The organism is Merdimonas faecis, from assembly GCF_001754075.1.
Taxonomy (GTDB): domain Bacteria; phylum Bacillota; class Clostridia; order Lachnospirales; family Lachnospiraceae; genus Merdimonas; species Merdimonas faecis.
On sequence record NZ_MIEH01000002.1, the window covers coordinates 85,609 to 102,372 of the forward strand.

General features: G+C 48.0%; 17 protein-coding genes. All 17 read left to right on the forward strand.

Annotation, left to right across the window (positions count from 1 at the left end; translation table 11 throughout):
- Nucleotides 1-278: 278 nt before the first annotated feature.
- Nucleotides 279-701 (forward strand): RNA polymerase sigma factor, encoded by a 423-nt coding sequence (locus BKD12_RS01095; protein WP_021421704.1) that lies wholly within the window; start codon nucleotides 279-281, stop codon nucleotides 699-701.
- 3 nt (nucleotides 702-704) lie between these two features.
- A complete protein-coding gene (locus tag BKD12_RS01100) occupies nucleotides 705-953 on the forward strand; it encodes a helix-turn-helix domain-containing protein (protein ID WP_070087545.1) in 249 nt (82 codons plus the stop codon).
- Nucleotides 954-1,355: 402 nt separating this feature from the next.
- On the forward strand, nucleotides 1,356-1,550 hold the full coding sequence (locus BKD12_RS01105) for a hypothetical protein (protein ID WP_058692537.1): 195 nt from the start codon (nucleotides 1,356-1,358) through the stop codon (nucleotides 1,548-1,550).
- A 104-nt stretch (nucleotides 1,551-1,654) separates the two neighbouring features.
- On the forward strand, nucleotides 1,655-2,875 hold the full coding sequence (locus BKD12_RS01110; protein ID WP_070087546.1) for a tyrosine-type recombinase/integrase: 1,221 nt from the start codon (nucleotides 1,655-1,657) through the stop codon (nucleotides 2,873-2,875).
- A gap of 331 nt (nucleotides 2,876-3,206) precedes the next feature.
- Nucleotides 3,207-3,668 (forward strand): Hsp20/alpha crystallin family protein, encoded by a 462-nt coding sequence (locus BKD12_RS01115; protein ID WP_070087547.1) that lies wholly within the window; start codon nucleotides 3,207-3,209, stop codon nucleotides 3,666-3,668.
- A gap of 69 nt (nucleotides 3,669-3,737) precedes the next feature.
- Nucleotides 3,738-4,733 carry a DnaJ C-terminal domain-containing protein gene (locus BKD12_RS01120; protein WP_070087548.1) on the forward strand — a complete coding sequence of 332 codons (996 nt, stop codon included), beginning with the start codon at nucleotides 3,738-3,740 and terminating at the stop codon, nucleotides 4,731-4,733.
- A gap of 150 nt (nucleotides 4,734-4,883) precedes the next feature.
- The gene (locus BKD12_RS01125; protein ID WP_070087549.1) at nucleotides 4,884-5,723 is read left to right on the forward strand and encodes a deoxyribonuclease IV; all 840 of its coding nucleotides are present in this window, start codon (nucleotides 4,884-4,886) and stop codon (nucleotides 5,721-5,723) included.
- Between the two features lie 21 nt (nucleotides 5,724-5,744).
- Nucleotides 5,745-6,440: a tRNA (N6-threonylcarbamoyladenosine(37)-N6)-methyltransferase TrmO gene (gene tsaA / locus BKD12_RS01130; RefSeq protein ID WP_070087550.1), complete on the forward strand. Its 696-nt coding sequence runs from the start codon at nucleotides 5,745-5,747 to the stop codon at nucleotides 6,438-6,440.
- Nucleotides 6,441-6,445: 5 nt separating this feature from the next.
- Nucleotides 6,446-6,961 (forward strand): GNAT family N-acetyltransferase, encoded by a 516-nt coding sequence (locus BKD12_RS01135; RefSeq protein WP_176730901.1) that lies wholly within the window; start codon nucleotides 6,446-6,448, stop codon nucleotides 6,959-6,961.
- A gap of 13 nt (nucleotides 6,962-6,974) precedes the next feature.
- Nucleotides 6,975-8,885 carry a BMP family ABC transporter substrate-binding protein gene (locus BKD12_RS01140; RefSeq protein ID WP_070087551.1) on the forward strand — a complete coding sequence of 637 codons (1,911 nt, stop codon included), beginning with the start codon at nucleotides 6,975-6,977 and terminating at the stop codon, nucleotides 8,883-8,885.
- A 9-nt stretch (nucleotides 8,886-8,894) separates the two neighbouring features.
- Nucleotides 8,895-9,515, forward strand: coding sequence for a metallophosphoesterase family protein (locus BKD12_RS01145; protein ID WP_070087552.1), 621 nt, complete (start codon nucleotides 8,895-8,897; stop codon nucleotides 9,513-9,515).
- A 116-nt stretch (nucleotides 9,516-9,631) separates the two neighbouring features.
- Nucleotides 9,632-9,934, forward strand: a complete 303-nt coding sequence (locus tag BKD12_RS01150; RefSeq protein WP_070087553.1) for a metal-sensing transcriptional repressor — start codon at nucleotides 9,632-9,634, stop codon at nucleotides 9,932-9,934.
- Nucleotides 9,935-9,999: 65 nt separating this feature from the next.
- Nucleotides 10,000-12,519: a heavy metal translocating P-type ATPase gene (locus tag BKD12_RS01155; RefSeq protein ID WP_070087554.1), complete on the forward strand. Its 2,520-nt coding sequence runs from the start codon at nucleotides 10,000-10,002 to the stop codon at nucleotides 12,517-12,519.
- 4 nt (nucleotides 12,520-12,523) lie between these two features.
- Entirely contained in the window at nucleotides 12,524-13,444 is a 921-nt protein-coding gene (locus BKD12_RS01160; RefSeq protein ID WP_070087555.1) for a tRNA dihydrouridine synthase, read from the forward strand.
- A gap of 114 nt (nucleotides 13,445-13,558) precedes the next feature.
- On the forward strand, nucleotides 13,559-14,050 hold the full coding sequence (locus BKD12_RS01165; RefSeq protein WP_070087556.1) for a prolyl-tRNA synthetase associated domain-containing protein: 492 nt from the start codon (nucleotides 13,559-13,561) through the stop codon (nucleotides 14,048-14,050).
- 142 nt (nucleotides 14,051-14,192) lie between these two features.
- Nucleotides 14,193-15,137 carry a CPBP family intramembrane glutamic endopeptidase gene (locus BKD12_RS01170; RefSeq protein ID WP_083262778.1) on the forward strand — a complete coding sequence of 315 codons (945 nt, stop codon included), beginning with the start codon at nucleotides 14,193-14,195 and terminating at the stop codon, nucleotides 15,135-15,137.
- A gap of 446 nt (nucleotides 15,138-15,583) precedes the next feature.
- On the forward strand, nucleotides 15,584-16,699 hold the full coding sequence (locus BKD12_RS01175) for a C40 family peptidase (RefSeq protein ID WP_070087557.1): 1,116 nt from the start codon (nucleotides 15,584-15,586) through the stop codon (nucleotides 16,697-16,699).
- Nucleotides 16,700-16,764 lie beyond the last annotated feature (65 nt).

The window sequence follows — 16,764 nt, forward strand, 5'->3', positions numbered from 1 at the left end:
AGCGAATACGCCAGTATTCACAACTGAATAACCGCCTTACAATGGTTATCCAGTCAGTACACCTTAAACATGAGTTAAAAATTCATATCGTAAACATAACAAAAACAGTCTGTTGGTACATTCATGTGCTGATTGACTGTTTTTGTTATTTATGAGAAGTTCAATATTTTTTTGAATTTCTTTCTTATACAGGTTAGCAAATCACCCACTCCTGTACCGATGTGGGGCGGAAAGAGGGATAGATACCTTTTACGTCTGGACAGAGAGGGGGTGAGATGATGAAACCGTCTGACTTCCAAAAAACAATCCAGTGTCAGTTTGACTGTAAGCTCAAACGTACTGTTAAAGGCGTTATCTGGAATTATAAAAAGGAATTAAAACGTCGTAAGGATAAAGAAATTCCTTTCTGTGAGCTTCCAGAAATCGTTGTTGAAAAGCTGGCTGTATGGGACGAGTACATGAGTGACTATACCGTGTTTGAGGTATGCGGTGTTGAAATCCGAGTGCTTGATGAAGAACTTTCAGAAGCATTAAAGCAATTATCGGAACGTAACCGTGAAAATCTTCTGATGTACTACTTTCTGGAAATGAGCGATACAGAAATTGCAAAAGCACAGAAAATTTCCAGAGCAGGAGTTTTTAAAAACCGTTACAGAGCTTTACAAAATTTAAAGAAAACACTGACAAAGGAGCGTGAATAAAACATGAAAAAAGGGTACAAGCTTCCACCTTACCGACTTATTTCATCTGCTGTGGACGGAAATGAACAGTCTATTGAAAGAATACTGGCATTTTATGACCCGTACATATCAAAATGCTGTTTGCGTCCTCTGTATGATGAATACGGTAATGTTTATATCGTAGTAGATATGGAGCTTAAAGGGCGTATCAGAGAAGCTATTATCAAAATGATTTTAGACTTCGATATCGGTACTGTGCCAATAGAAGAATAAAGCAATTATGGCAGGGCATGATTTGTTGCAATCCCCTCTTTCCTGTCCTGCCCTCTGCTTTTACACATGAGAGCCTATAGCTTTCGCCACTGTTCTTTGACAACTGAATAAAGCAGACAGATACGTTTGTGATACAGCGAGCCACGGGGACTGTACGCCATGACCTTTCCAAAAGAAAGCGAGCGACCCACGCAGTGATCCGAGAGCGACCTTTGGAAAAGTCGCCCCGCCATGACCTGTATTCACAGGATAATGATACGTCCCAGAGGTGGTTTTGCTCATAGGAATGAGATTGGTTGAGATACCAGCGGAGCTTTTCCAGAGCCGTCTGTCTGCTTCTAAAAATACAGGAAAGGGGGTGTTGCAAAATAAGTGATACTGATATGCTTATTTTGCTGATATATGAACAAGACAAAAGAACGAAAAACCAGCCAGCCGATTACTGTTGATATAGAGGGGCTTTCTGCTATGCTCTCATGCGGTCATGCTACGGCAAGGAAAATCGGTGAGCAGGCAGAAGCAAAAATTGTCATAGGTCGCAGGGTTCTTTACTCCGTGGAAAGGGTCAAAAAATATCTGCTTTACCTTGCAGAATAGGACGGTTTTCTATTTATGTTCTTACGGAAATATGGTATAATTATCCATAGGCAAACCACGCTGTGAGAACATGAAAAGAGAGCTACAAGAAAGGAATGGTTCTCATGGCAGTTAGCAGAAAAGACCCGAAAGGGAGAAAATTAAGAGAGGGCGAAAGCTGGCGTAATGACGGCAGATACAGCTATCGCTTCACAGATATAAGGACAGGAAAACGTCGCACAATCTACGCACAGGATTTACCAGAGCTTAGAGAGAAAGAAAAAAAGATTGCAAAGGATATGGACGATAACATTTTGACTGACAGCGCAATCAAGAAAATGACGTTAAATACCTTGTTCGAGCGATATATGGCGACCCGTGAACTGAAAGAGCCTACACGAGTAAATTACATTCGTGTATGGAATAATCGGGTGAAAGATGAAATCGGCAATATTAAGGTTGTCCAGATGTTACCCTCTCACATTAAATCCTACTATTCAAAATTGTCCAAAGCTGGATATGCTCATTCTACTATCAAGTATATTAACAACATGATTTTTCCTGCGTTGGAAATGGCGGTTGATGATGATATTATCCGTAAAAATCCGGCAAAAGGTTCTATCAGTGATTATGGCAGACCAGCAGAAGAACGTGTGGCGTTGACAATCTTGCAACAGGAAAAGCTCATTGATTTTGTGAAGCAGAGCAATGTCTACAATACCTATTATCCTATGCTTACGATTATGATAGGTACAGGGTTAAGATGTGGAGAGCTGATCGGTCTTACATGGAAAGACGTGGACACGAGAGCAAGACGTTTGAATGTAGACCACCAGCTTATTTACAAGAATTTAGGAGACGGCTGTCGCTTCCATATTTCTACGCCAAAGACGGACTCTGGTATTCGTGTGATACCTATGACGCAGGAAGTACAGAAAGCATTTGAAGAACAGAGAAAAATCAACTTCATGCTGGCGAAAGATAAGTCTTTTGAGGTGGACGGATATTCTGGTTTTGTTTTCACTGCTAAATCCGGCAGACCGCTTATGCCTTATGGTGTAAACAGTGTATTGTATAACATTGTGGACGCTTATAACAAAGCGGAAGTCCAAAAGGCAAAGAAAGAACACAGGAAAGCAGAACTGCTTCCAAAGGTTTCCGCTCATGTTATGCGACACACAGCCTGCACAAGAATGGCAGAGTGCCGTATGGACATTAAGGTATTGCAGTACATCATGGGACACGCTCATTTTGATGTGACTATGGAAGTGTATAACCATTTGGGCGACAGAGCAAGAATTGAAAACGAGATAGCAAAGTTGGATAGTATGGCAGTGAACTTCTGACACCATAAAAGAAAAAAATGGTGTCAAATTGGTGTCAAACCTAAGAAAAATGACAATTTCAAGAGTGGAAAATGCTTGCAAACCATTGATTTTACAGGGTTTGCAAAAAAATATAGAAAAAATTAGCACTCAAGTGTTGACGGTGCTAAACATAAGTGTTATAGTACAAATAGAACAAAGGAAAAGGATTGAAAAAGGAGAAAAATCCTAAGTCCTGAGTTTTTATTCGCTTGCAACACTTGAGACAACTTCAAGAGTGCTGATGGCAGCTGCGAAAGCAGTTCATAAAAAGTTTAAATTTGATGTTTTAACATGAAAGGAGAAATGACTTATGATGATGCCTAGTATTTTTGGAGAGAACTTATTTGATGATGATTGGATGGATTTCCCGTTTGACAGATTTGACAGAGAATTCTGGGGAAGAAAGAATCCGTTATATGGAAAACACGCAAAGAACCTGATGAAGACCGATATCCGTGAGCACGAAGAAGGATATGAACTGGACATTGATCTGCCGGGATTTAAGAAAGACGAAATCAATGTACAGCTTGACAATGGTTACCTGACAATATCTGCTGCAAAAGGCCTTGATAAGGATGAACAGGATAAGAAGGGCAAATATATCCGGAAGGAGCGGTATGCGGGAGCTATGCAGAGAAGCTTCTATGTCGGTGATGCCGTTGCCCAGGAGGATGTAAAAGCCAAATTTGAAGACGGTATCCTGAGACTGAGTATCCCCAAAAAGGATGCAAAAGCAGTGGAGACAAAGAAAACCATTGCGATAGAAGGATAATAAAAGACAGGGGCCCGGCGTTTCGCCGGGTCTTTGCTTGAGTGAAACAGAGTATGGGAGGTGAACCACATGGGAATAAAACGTGATTATTATGAAGTCCTTGGGATTGACAGGAATGCGGATGCGGCCGCAATAAAAAAGGCATATCGGAAGCTTGCAAAAAAATATCATCCAGATACGAATAAGGATCATCCGGAGGCGGAGCAGAAATTTAAAGAGGTTACGGAAGCATACTCTGTTTTAAGTGATCCAGAGAAAAAGAAAATGTATGATCAGTTTGGCCATGCGGCCTTTGACGAATCCGGCGGAGGTTATGGTGGCCAGGGACCGTTTTACAGGCAGAGCGGGCCGGGAGGAAGCTATCAGGAATACCATTTTACCGGCGGAAGTATGGGAGATATGGGTGATATTTTTGATGATATTTTTGGCGATATTTTCCATGGCAAGGCGGGCAGAGGATTTTCTGGAAGGACGGGAGATGGATTTGGCGGAAGAAATTTTGCCAGAAAAGGTTCCGATTTAAAAGCACAGGTGACGGTAAGCTTTGAGGAAGCTGTTTTTGGATGTGATAAAAGAATTACGCTTCAGGATTCCGCAGGTACGCCCCATACTTTGCAGGTCCATATTCCGGCCGGCATTGACACTGGAAAAAGCGTCCGGCTCCGCGGAAAAGGAATGCCGGGAAGCGGCGGAGGGGAACCGGGAGACCTGCTTTTGGAAGTACAGGTTTTGAAGAAGCCAGGGTATGAAAGAAAGGGCATGGATGTATATACGACCGTGCATATACCATTTACGACCGCAGTGTTTGGCGGGGAAGCTCTGGTAACAACCCTCTATGGAAATGTCATCTGCAAGATCAGGGAAGGGACACAGTCCGGCTCCAGGATCCGTTTGAGAGGAAAGGGGATCGTTTCCATGAAGGATCCATCGGTTCATGGCGACCAGTATGTGACTGTGGAGATAGATGTGCCCAGACATCTCGGCGAGGAAGCAAAACAGAAACTGAAAGAATTTGAAATGGCTTGCGGCCATGGACGCTCCGGTAATGGAAAGCATGCCGCATGAAAACCCTAAAGCCAGGTTGAAATAAATAAAGCGCAGAGGCGTATCGGACAGGATGCTGAATCTTCGGAGACGGCATCCTTTTTCTTTGGTAAACATTTGTATTTTAAATTCAGATGTGATAGGATACAATGGATTTAGGAGGAAATAACTATGCTGACGATAGGAGCACATATGTCGATCGCCAAGGGAATTGCAAAAGCGGCGGAAAACGTTATCAAAATGCAGGCAAATACCATGCAGATATTCAGCCGTAATCCCCGAGGATCCAGTTATAAAGATTACAGCCGGGCAGAGGTGGATAAATTCCAGACATTGCGGAAAGACCATGAGTTTGGAGCGCTGCTGGCCCATGCGCCTTATACGATGAATCTGGCAAGCCCCAGGCCGGAGACCTACGAGTTTGCCTGTACCGTGATCCAGGAAGATACGGCAAGAATGGACGCGCTGGGAGTTGAAAACCTGGTATTTCATCCGGGAAGCCATACAGGCATCGGAAAGGAAGCAGGTATTCGGAATATCATTGCAGGACTTGATCAGGCCATCACCGGTGACGAGAAGATCTATGTTCTTCTGGAGACCATGACCGGAAAAGGAACAGAGATCGGAGACCGCTTTGAAGAACTAAAGGCGATCCGGGAAGGGGCAGCCCATCCGGAGCGGATCGGTATCTGCCTGGATACCTGTCATGTGTTTGCGGCAGGCTATGATATCGTACATGATCTGGACGGAGTATTGCAGGAATTCGATGACATACTGGGACTTGAGCATTTAAAAGCGATACATCTTAATGACAGCATGATGCCGTTTGGCTCTCATAAAGACCGCCACGCTGTTCTTGGAGAAGGAGAGATCGGCATGGATGCGCTGCTTGCCGTGGTATGTCATCCAGTGCTTTCAGAGCTGCCGTTTTATCTGGAGACTCCTCTGGATGACAAAGGTCATGCGGAGGAGATAAAAAGGATCAGAGAACGTATGGGGAAGACCCGGTGACAAAAGACAGGAGGGAAAAAGATGGATTGCCCGGATACGACAACAATGCATGTGATAGCCAGAATCCATACCGGATTTCCAACAAAGTTCGGCATCCCAAGACAGAGCGGCCTTGTAAGGACCTGGGGGCGGATTGTGTTCGAACCAGACTACAGGAATCCGGATATGCTCCGGGGGATAGAGGAATATTCACATCTGTGGATCCTGTGGGGATTTTCTGAAGTGGAAGGAAAGTCCTGGCATCCGACGGTACGTCCGCCAAGACTTGGAGGAAATCAGAGAGTCGGCGTGTTTGCCACCCGTTCCCCTTTCCGGCCAAATGCCATTGGTCTTTCCTGTGTGGAGCTGGCAGGTGTGGACCTGGATGGACAGGAAGGCCCTGTTCTTCATGTACGGGGAGCTGACATGATGGAAGGGACTCCGATCTATGACATCAAGCCTTATCTGGCTTATGTAGACAGCATACCAGGCGCCAGGGGCGGTTTTGCAGACCGGGTAAAGGACTATTCTCTCCAGGTGGAGTGTCCGGAATGCTGGCGGGAGAAAATACCGGAAGAAGAAAGGGAGACCCTGTTTCAGATTTTGAGTCAGGACCCAAGACCCTCTTATCAGAACGATCCGGGCAGGATCTATGGAATGGAGTATGCCGGCATGGAAGTAAAATTCCGGGTACAGGGCAGACAGCTTGAGGTGTGTGAGATAACAAAGGAGGAATGATAGGGATGATGGAATTTAGGACTGCGTCTATGGAGTATATTGAACGGATGTGTGAGATTACGGAAGATGCCAAGAGACAGCTTCGCAGCATGGGCCTGGACCAGTGGCAGAAAGGATATCCGTCCAGGGAAGTGTGGCTTAAGGATATTAAGGACGGGTGTACCTACCTGGCTGTAGATGACGGCGAGGTGCAGGGGATTTTCGCATTTCAGACAACGCCGGATCCCTCCTATGAGGAGATTGACGGTGCCTGGCTGACAGACGGCGCCTATGCTTCCATGCACCGGGTATGTGTGGCAGACGGCTGTAAAGGAAAAGGCGTGGCCGGTCAGATGTTTGCCAAAGGATTCGAGCTAGCCAGGGAAATGGGATTTCCGGCTGTGAGGATCGATACGCATCCGGAGAATTTTCCTATGCAGAGAGCGCTTGCCAAAGCAGGGTTCCAGCCCTGCGGCCAGATCCATCTGGTAGGCGGCTGTGAGGACGGCGATCTTCGGATCGCATTTGAAAAGGTGTTGTAAAGGAGGAGAGAAGATGGGACAGTCAAGCTATGAGAAAGCATACAAACTGGGGAAGAAAGATTATCAGTACAGAGCAATGCACGGGATGCTGCCTACCCTGGAGGTGCTGGATGATATTCTGCCGCCCAGAGGATCGTATTCGGAAGTTCCGCTGGGACTGGTGCAGATTCCGCTGGAGCAGGTGGTAGGAACCAAGACAAATGGAAGAAGCAATGCGTTTTCGGGCAATTTTATGCCAATTCTGAAAATAGATTCCGAATTTGCCCAAAAGTGGATCGCACTGAGCGAAAGCCACGTAAACGAGGGAATACACACGCCGGTTAAGGCTTATGAATACATGAACAAATTCTATATCGAAGAGGGAAATAAAAGGGTCAGCGTCATGAAATTTTTCGGCGTGGTGTCTGCCCCGGGGATGGTGACCCGTATTGTACCGAGACGTACGGAAGAAAAGGAAAATAAAATCTACTATGAATATATGGATTTTTATGAGCTTTCAAAGGTGAACTTTATCTGGTTTACGAAGCTTGGAAGCTTCCAGAAGCTGCAGGAGGCGGTAGGGAAAGGGCCGAAAGAAGTATGGAGCCATGATGACCAGCTGGATTTCAGTTCTATCTACACCCGCTTTAAGGCAGAGTATCAGGCGGCGGGAGATCCGATCCCTTCAATCACGCCGGGAGATGCGTTCCTTGCCTTCATCACACTTTACGGCTATGATGAAGTCCGGGAAAAAACAGTAAATGAACTGAGGGAACTGATCTCCAAGAGCTGGGAAGAATTTAAGATGCTGGAAGAAGACGAGGAAGTAGAGCTGAAAATGGATCCGAATACAGAAAAGAAGCCTCTTCTGAGCAGGCTTTTACAGCCCAGCTCTCCCAGACTGAAGGTGGCGTTTATTTATGAAAAAACGGTCACGTCTTCTGCCTGGACCTATGCCCATGAGCTGGGGAGGCTTCATCTGGAGCAGACATTCCCGGAGGAGGTCAGCACCTGCTATTATGACGGTGTGACGCAGGAAAATATAGACGCTACGCTGGAGGATGCAGTGGCAAAGGGGTGTGATCTGATTTTTACAACAACACCGGTCATGGTACAGGCCAGCGTAAAGGCAGCTATTGCCAATCCGAAGGTGCGGATTCTGAACTGTTCAGTCAACACTATGCACCGCTATATCCGGACCTATTATTCCAGGATGCACGAGGCCAAGTTCCTGATGGGAGCTATTGCGGGGGCGATGGCGGAAAATAACAGGCTTTCCTATATTGCAGATTATCCGATTTACGGGACTATTGCCAATATCAATGCTTTTGCGCTTGGCGCACAGATGACGAACCCGCATGCAGAGGTGTATCTGGAATGGTCTTCTGTAAAAGATATTGATGTAATGGAAAATGTAAAACGGACGAACTCCAGCTGTATTTCCGGAAAGGATATGGTAATTCCGGAGGAAGGGTCCAGGTTTTTTGGGATCTATCATCTGGAAGACGGATCACCCCATAACCTGGCAATGCCGGTATGGCACTGGGGGAAATTTTATGAACAGCTGATCCGCACAATTATGAACGGAACCTGGAGCTACGATGATGATCCGACTACGAAAAAGGCGATCAATTACTGGTGGGGCATGTCGGCGGGAGTCGTGGATGTAATCTGCTCCCAGAATCTGCCGCTTGGCATGAAACGGCTGGTGAAGGTGCTGAAAAAGGCCATATGCTCTGGCAACTTCAATCCGTTTGACGGCGTGCTGTGTTCTCAGAACGGCATTATCCAGCCTGATCCGCAGGGAGTTCTGTCGCCGGAAGAGATCGTGACTATGGACTGGCTGGCTGACAATGTAATCGGCGAGATTCCGCCGGAGGATAAGCTGGAGGAGCAGTCCAGGGCAGTGGTACAGCAGCAGGGAGTAGAAAAGAAGAAAGGTTAGAATAAAAGAATGAGAATACTTGCGATTGCAGATGAGGAGTCTCCTTATCTGTGGGATTACTTTGAAAAGAGTAAGCTGGAGGGGATCGACCTGATCATTTCCTGTGGAGATCTTGCTCCGGAATACCTGTCCTTTCTTGCCACATTTACTTCAGCGCCGGTGCTGTATGTGCATGGCAATCATGATACCAAATATGATGAGCATCCGCCCAGCGGATGTATCAGCATTGAAGATCAGATCTATGTCTATCAGGGGGTGCGTATCCTTGGACTGGGCGGATCTATGCGGTACCGGCCCGGAAATTACCAGTATACAGAAGGTCAGATGAGAGGGCGGATCCGCAGACTCTGGTTCCAGCTTTTGCGCCATGGCGGATTTGATATTCTGGTGGCACATTCCCCGGCCTATCAGCTGAATGACGGCCGGGATCTGCCTCACCAGGGATTCCAGGCTTTTTTGAAGCTGATCGAGAAATACCATCCCAGATTCTTCCTTCATGGCCATGTGCACAAATCATACGGAAGACAGCACAAAAGATATGACAAGTATCTGGACACGCACGTCATCAATGCATTTGAGCGATGTGTATTTGATTATGAAGATGAAAACATAAAAGAGCATGTGTTTTAGCCCATTGGGGACGGGGGATTTTCAGAAATCCCCCGTCCCCAATCAATTTAATCTAAAAAAAGTTGTTGCAATATACCCCATTAGGGTATATAATATGTGCGTAAGGAGGAGCGGATATGGAAGAGAAACGAGAATGTCCACACAAAACCAAAGAACGTTCAGATAAAGAATTTAAGGATCTGATCCATCGCCTGAACCGGATCGAGGGCCAGGTGCGGGGGATCAAGCGTATGGTGGAGGACGATGCCTACTGTACAGATATCCTGATCCAGGTGTCTGCCGTAAATTCAGCGCTTAACAGCTTCAATAAGGTCCTGCTGGCCAATCATATCCGGACATGTGTAGCAGATGATATCCGGGCGGGACATGAAGAGACCATTGATGAACTGGTGGCTACATTGCAGAAACTGATGAAATAAGACGCTGGCCGAAGAGGAAAGATAATGAGTACAACATCAAAATGCAAGCAGGGAGGTCTGGATATATGGAACAATATACCGTGACCGGGATGAGCTGCGCCGCGTGCAGCGCCCGGGTGGAAAAGGCAGTATCCAAAGTGCCGGGTGTGTCGTCATGCTCTGTAAGCCTTCTGACAAATTCCATGGGGGTAGAAGGTACGGCCCGGCCGGAGGATATCATAGCCGCTGTAGAAGAAGCGGGATACGGGGCTTCACAGAAGGGGGCCGATGCTGCAAAAAGGAGCGGTTCCCGGGCGGCAGACGAAGAACTTTTGAAGGATAAAGAGACGCCGGTATTAAGACGGAGGCTGATCGCTTCGTTGTGTTTCCTGATCCCGCTGATGTATGTGTCCATGGGGCACATGATGTGGGGATGGCCTGTGCCGGGGGAGCTTGAGGGAAACCATGTGGCAATGGGGCTTTTCCAGTTACTGTTTACCGTCATCATTATGGTGATCAATCAGAAATTTTTTATCAGCGGCTTTCGGAGCATCCTGCACCGGGCGCCCAACATGGACGCTCTGGTGGCACTGGGATCCGGCGCGTCTTTTCTTTACAGCACCTATGCATTGTTTGCCATGACAGACGCACAGATGCGGGGAGATGCGGAAGCAGTCATGTCTTATATGCATGAATTCTATTTTGAATCTGCCGCCATGATCCTGACGCTGATAACAGTGGGTAAGATGCTGGAGGCAAGGTCGAAAGGAAAAACGACAGATGCTCTGAAGAGTCTGATGCGGCTTGCACCAAAGACGGCGGTTATTATCCGGAACGGTGCGGAGACAGAAGTCGGCATCGAAGAAGTGAGGACCGGAGACATCTTTGTGGTGCGTCCCGGTGAAAATATTCCGGTGGACGGACGGATCCTGGAAGGGCACAGTGCGGTCAATGAATCAGCGCTGACCGGAGAGAGTATTCCGGTAGATAAAGAGGCGGGAGATCCGGTTTCCGCGGCTACGGTGAATCAGTCGGGATTCCTGAAATGTGAAGCCACCCGTGTGGGAGAGGATACCACGCTTTCCCAGATCATCCAGATGGTCAGCGATGCGGCGGCGACCAAGGCGCCTATTGCCAAGATTGCAGACCGGGTATCCGGCGTGTTTGTGCCGGCGGTGATCGGGATTGCAGTCCTGACACTGATCGTGTGGCTGATCGCAGGGCAGAGCTTTGGATTTGCCGTGGCAAGGGCGGTATCCGTCCTGGTGATCAGCTGTCCCTGTGCACTGGGACTTGCCACGCCTGTGGCAATTATGGTTGGAAGCGGCATGGGAGCCAGGAACGGCATCATGTTTAAAACAGCGGTTTCTCTGGAAGAGGCTGGAAAAATGGAGATTGTTGCCCTGGATAAGACGGGCACGATCACCAGCGGGGAGCCTAAGGTGACAGATCTTCTGCCAGCGGAAGGCGTGTCCGAAGAAGAACTGCTTTCACTGGCCTATGCCCTGGAGAGAAAGAGCGAGCATCCTCTGGCGAAGGCGATCCTTGCTCTTGCAGAGGAACGGGAGATTGAAGCCGGAGAGGTAAAGGATTTCCAGGCGGTTCCGGGAAACGGTCTTTCGGCTGTGCTTCAGGAGGAACAGCTGTACGGAGGAAATCTGATATTTATCCGGAAGCATGCAAAGGTGCCGGAGGATTTGCGAAAAGCGGCGGAGCGGTTTGCAGAAGATGGAAAGACACCGCTGTTCTTCAGCAAAAACGGAACGGTCACCGGCGTGATCGCTGTGGCGGATGTGATCAAGGAAGACAGCCCGCAGGCAGTAAAAGAATTGCAGAACATGGGAATCCGTGTAGTTATGCTGACCGGAGATAATGAGCGGACGGCAAAAGCCATCGGACGCCAGGCTGGCGTGGACGAAGTGATCGCAGGAGTTCTGCCGGACGGAAAGGAAAGCGTGATCCGCCGGCTGAAACGAAATGGCAGGGTAGCGATGGTGGGAGATGGCATCAATGACGCTCCGGCGCTGACCCGGGCAGATATAGGCATCGCCATCGGAGCGGGGACCGATATTGCTATAGATGCGGCAGATATTGTATTAATGAAGAGCCGTCTGAGTGATGTGCCGGCTGCTATCCGCTTAAGCCGGGCAACACTTAGAAATATTCATGAGAACCTGTTCTGGGCATTTTTCTATAACGTGATCGGCATCCCGCTGGCAGCAGGAGTCTGGTTCCCGCTGTTTGGATGGAAGCTGAATCCAATGTTCGGGGCGGCGGCCATGAGCCTTTCCAGTTTCTGTGTGGTGACAAACGCACTGCGGCTGAACTGGTTCCGGGTGCACGATGCATCCAGAGATAAGAAAATTAAAATTAGAAATCATAAGGAGGAACAATCAATGGAAAAGACAATGAAGATCGAGGGTATGATGTGCGGGCACTGTGAGGCGAGAGTGAAAAAATGCCTGGAGGCGCTTCCGGGCGTTGAGGAAGCGGTTGTCAGCCATGAGGCAGGGACTGCTGTCGTGACACTTAGCACAGACGTGTCAGACGAAGCGCTTAAAAAAGCCGTTGAAGATCAGGACTACCAGGTGCTTGGAATTGAGTAGCAGGATGAAATATTATCTGGCCCCGCTGGAGGGTGTCACTTCGCACATTTACCGGAGGGCCTACCATACCTGTTTTTGCCCGATGGACAAATATTTTACGCCGTTTCTTGTACCGCACACAAAACGGGGATTTAATTCCAGAGAGAGACGGGAGATCCTGCCGGAAAATAATCCGGGGATGTATCTGGTTCCGCAGATCCTGTCCAATGATGCGGACGGTTTCCTGAAGACAGAGGAAAAGCTCCGGGAATACGGCTACGAAGAGGTGAACCTGAATCTGGGGTGCCCTTCAAAAACAGTGGTGTCAAAGAACAGAGGATCCGGATTCCTTTCAAAAACAGAGGAGCTGGACCGGTTTCTGGATCAGATCTACCGGGGGACAAAGGGAAAGATTTCTATCAAGACCAGAATCGGGAGATATAGTCCGGATGAATTTGAGGAGATTTTGCGGATATACAATCAGTATCCGGTAGAGGAACTAATCATTCATCCAAGGGTTCAACAGGATTTTTATAAGAATCGCCCCAATCTGGAAGTGTTTGCCCGTGCAATGAAGGAAAGCAGGATCCCGGTCTGCTATAATGGAGATATCTTTACGCCGGAAGATGAAAAGCGGCTGGAAGAAAAATTCCCGGATCTTTCCTGTGTCATGCTTGGCAGAGGGATCATAAGAAATCCCGGGCTTTTAGGAGAGATAGAAGGATCCGGAAAAGCCTCGGCAGAACAACTTCGGAAATTCCATGATCAGATTTTTCATGATTATCAGGAAAACAGTATGGGAGAGAAGCAGGTCCTGTTTAAAATGAAGGAGCTGTGGTCCTATATGGGAACCATGTTTCCGGAGAAGGGGAAGGCGTTAAAAAGTATTCGGAAATCAGAAAAATATGACCGTTACCAGGCGGCTGTGGAGGAGATCCTTGGATAAGGGTCTCCTCTTTGGATATTCAGACAGCTGCAGGGATTTCGGCTTTACATTTCTTCGGCACTGCACTATAATAAAGAAAAATTTGTTTTGGGATCAGAAAGGAGAAAATCCGCCATGGAAAATCAGAAGCAGAAAGTATATGATGCATTGGACAAGCTGAATATCAAATATGAGGTCGTGGAGCACGAACCAGTATATACAATGGAAGATATGGACAGACTCGGACTGCCGGAAAAGGGAACCCTGTGTAAAAATCTTTTTTTAAGAGATTCGAAGGGGAAGCGCCATTTTCTGGTAACCTGTGAGGAAAGCAAGAAGGTGGACTTAAAGGCTCTTGGGCGCCAGCTGGGCGGAGGAAACTTAAGCTTTGCGTCGGAGGAGCGCCTGGAGAAGTATCTGGGGCTGAAGCAGGGAAGTGTGTCTCCTTTCGGGCTGATGAATGATACAGATCACCAGGTGGAATTCTTTATAGATAAAGACCTGAGCAGATGCAAGAGTCTGGGAATCCATCCGCTGGAAAATACAGCGACTGTCTTTTTATCCTACAAGGATCTGGACAAGTTCCTGTGGGATCTGGATGTAGACGTGATCAAGATCAAGCTCTAGGCCAGGCATCCGGATCAAGTATCGAAACAGCCTCTGGTACCTGGGCTTCCCGCTTTTTGAAAGTTTATACTTTTTTAATTGCAAGTTCTGCATATGGGAAGTAAAATAGAAAAAGTAGTCACAGAGGAAAGCGAGGAACAATATGGAACAACAGCAGGGCAGGCCGACGCCGCCAATGCCGCCGGAAAATTACGGAAAACGGATGTGGCAGCTGTGGGGGCCGATTCTGATAAAATGGGGGATTGAGTTTCTGGTGTCAATGATAGCCATGACGGTACTGGCTATGGTATACCAGGTCGCCAATCCCGATGCCTTTACGGCAGCTTTAAATAGCGAGCAGAGTATGATAGATTTATATAATCAGCTGCTGGAACAGTATCTGAAGTCAAGTACCCTGATTCAGGGGATGACCGCATTTGTCATCATTCCAGTCATGTGGATTTTCTTCCACCGTGACAGAGTAAAGGAGCGTATGATGGGGATCGTACCGAATAAAAAGGCTCCTCTATGGAAGTATGCAGCAGTGGTGCTGATGTCTCTGACGCTGTGCCTGGGACTGAATAATCTGATCAATATCGGAAACCTGGCTGCTTCGGACGAAGCCTATACACAGACAATCCAGGCGCTTTATTCCGCGGCCTTCCCGGTACAGATCGTATGTCTGGGGATCCTGGTGCCAATCAGTGAGGAGCTGGTTTTTCGGGGATTATTATTCCGGCGTCTGAGAGAGCGGGGAACATTTTTGCAGGCAGCACTTTATTCCGCAGTGGTATTTGGGCTGATGCATATGAATATGGTTCAGATGCTCTACGGGTTTATCCTGGGAATGATGCTGGCCTATGTTTATGAAAAATATGGCTCCGTTAAAGCTCCGATCCTGGCGCATATGACGATGAATCTTTTGTCTGTCACAGCGACAAAGATCGGTCTGATGGACTGGATGATGGAAGACATCATGCGTGTGGGCACGGTAACCGTAATCTGTGCGGCGGTGGCCGCGACCATGTTTGTCTTTATCCAGCGGATTGAGGAGAAGCCGGATCAGCCGGAGAAAAAGGATCATAATGAAAAAGTGGCGGCGATGTAGCCGCCTTTTTTCATGCCCGCGCCATTCGGAAAACCGCGGGCCGTACCGCGTTGCTGAGCGCCCGCAATTCGCAGTCCCGCCCCTGTCGGGGCTTTCCCTGCGGCTGACGCCGCAAGACTGCTCATAAGAGGGCGCACAGCTCATACCGTTATTCAGCAGTTCAGCCTGCGCCATTCGGAAAACCGCACTGCGTGCTTACTGCGGCTACGCCGCTGTTTTCCTCATATACTGGCGCTTATCTCATGGATCTGTCCACTCAAAAAATCATACAAGCATGATTTTTCGTTGAACAGATCCATGGCTGAACTTTTGCCCAATATGTTACAAAAATGTTAAAAAATGTTGCAAAAGTAATGCTGATGGAGTATAATCGACTCTAGATGTAGGTGGACTATGTCAAATCGAGGGGAAATCGAGTATAATTTATGTGAGAAGGAAGGTTGATTATGAAAAGATTTGGAATCAGACTGCTGACAGCGGTTGCAGCCAGCTCAATGATCGTGACACCGGTAATGGCAGCGCCTTCGGTAGATGATTTGGAAAGTGATAAAGCGGCGGCGCAGAGCGAGGTTACTTCGCTGCAGGCACAGCTGACAGATTTGCTGACAAAGATCGGAGACCTGGAAGCGGACCTGATCTCTAAAGGAGAAGAGGTTATTCAGGCGCAGGAAGATCTGGAAGAGGCAGAAGCGAAAGAGGAGCAGCAGTATGAGGATATGAAGCTGCGTATTAAATATATGTATGAACAGGGCGGAAGCAGTGCGCTGGAGACTCTGATCGCATCGGAAAGCTTCTCTGATTTTGTAAACAAAGCAGAATATATTCAGAACGTTCATACATACGACCGTCAGATGCTGGATGAGTATGTGGCAACGACAAAGCAGATTGAAGAACTGAAGACAACTCTGGAGGATGACCAGAAGAAAATGGAATCCATGCAGACAGAGTATGAGGCTCAGGAAGCAGAGCTGAGCCAGACCATCGAGTCTAAGAAAGATGAAGTTGCCAATCTGGACGCACAGATTCAGGCGGCTGCAGAGGAAGCGGCAAGACAGGCGGCAGAGCAGCAGGCAGCCGAAGAAGCGGCAGCAGACAATAACGGCGGAAACAACGGCGGCGGAAATAATGGCGGCACTGTAAATAACGGCGGTGGAACAACAGGCGGATCCACAGGCGGAAGCACTGGAGGCAGCACAGGCGGCGGTTCTGGTAATGCAGGCAGCGGCAATACCTCTGTTGCACAGACAATCGTGAATGCAGCATACAGCCAGCTGGGTGTCCCTTATGTTTATGGCGGAAGCACTCCGGGTTCTGCGCTTGATTGTTCCGGACTGACACAGTACTGCCACAGAGTTGCAGGTATCAGCATCGCACGTACTTCTCAGGCACAGGGCGGCGGCGGAAAAGCAGTCAGCAGCCCGCTCCCGGGAGACCTGGTATGTTACGGCGGACATGTAGGTATCTATATCGGCGGCGGACAGATGATCCATGCACCGCACACCGGTGATGTCGTAAGAGTTGCCAGTGTATACGGATCACCGTGGTACAGACGGTATTGGTAGAAGTTGACGGATATTGTGGGAAATTTCTGGAAAAGTACAGAAATCTTGAGTTTCCGCAAACTGCA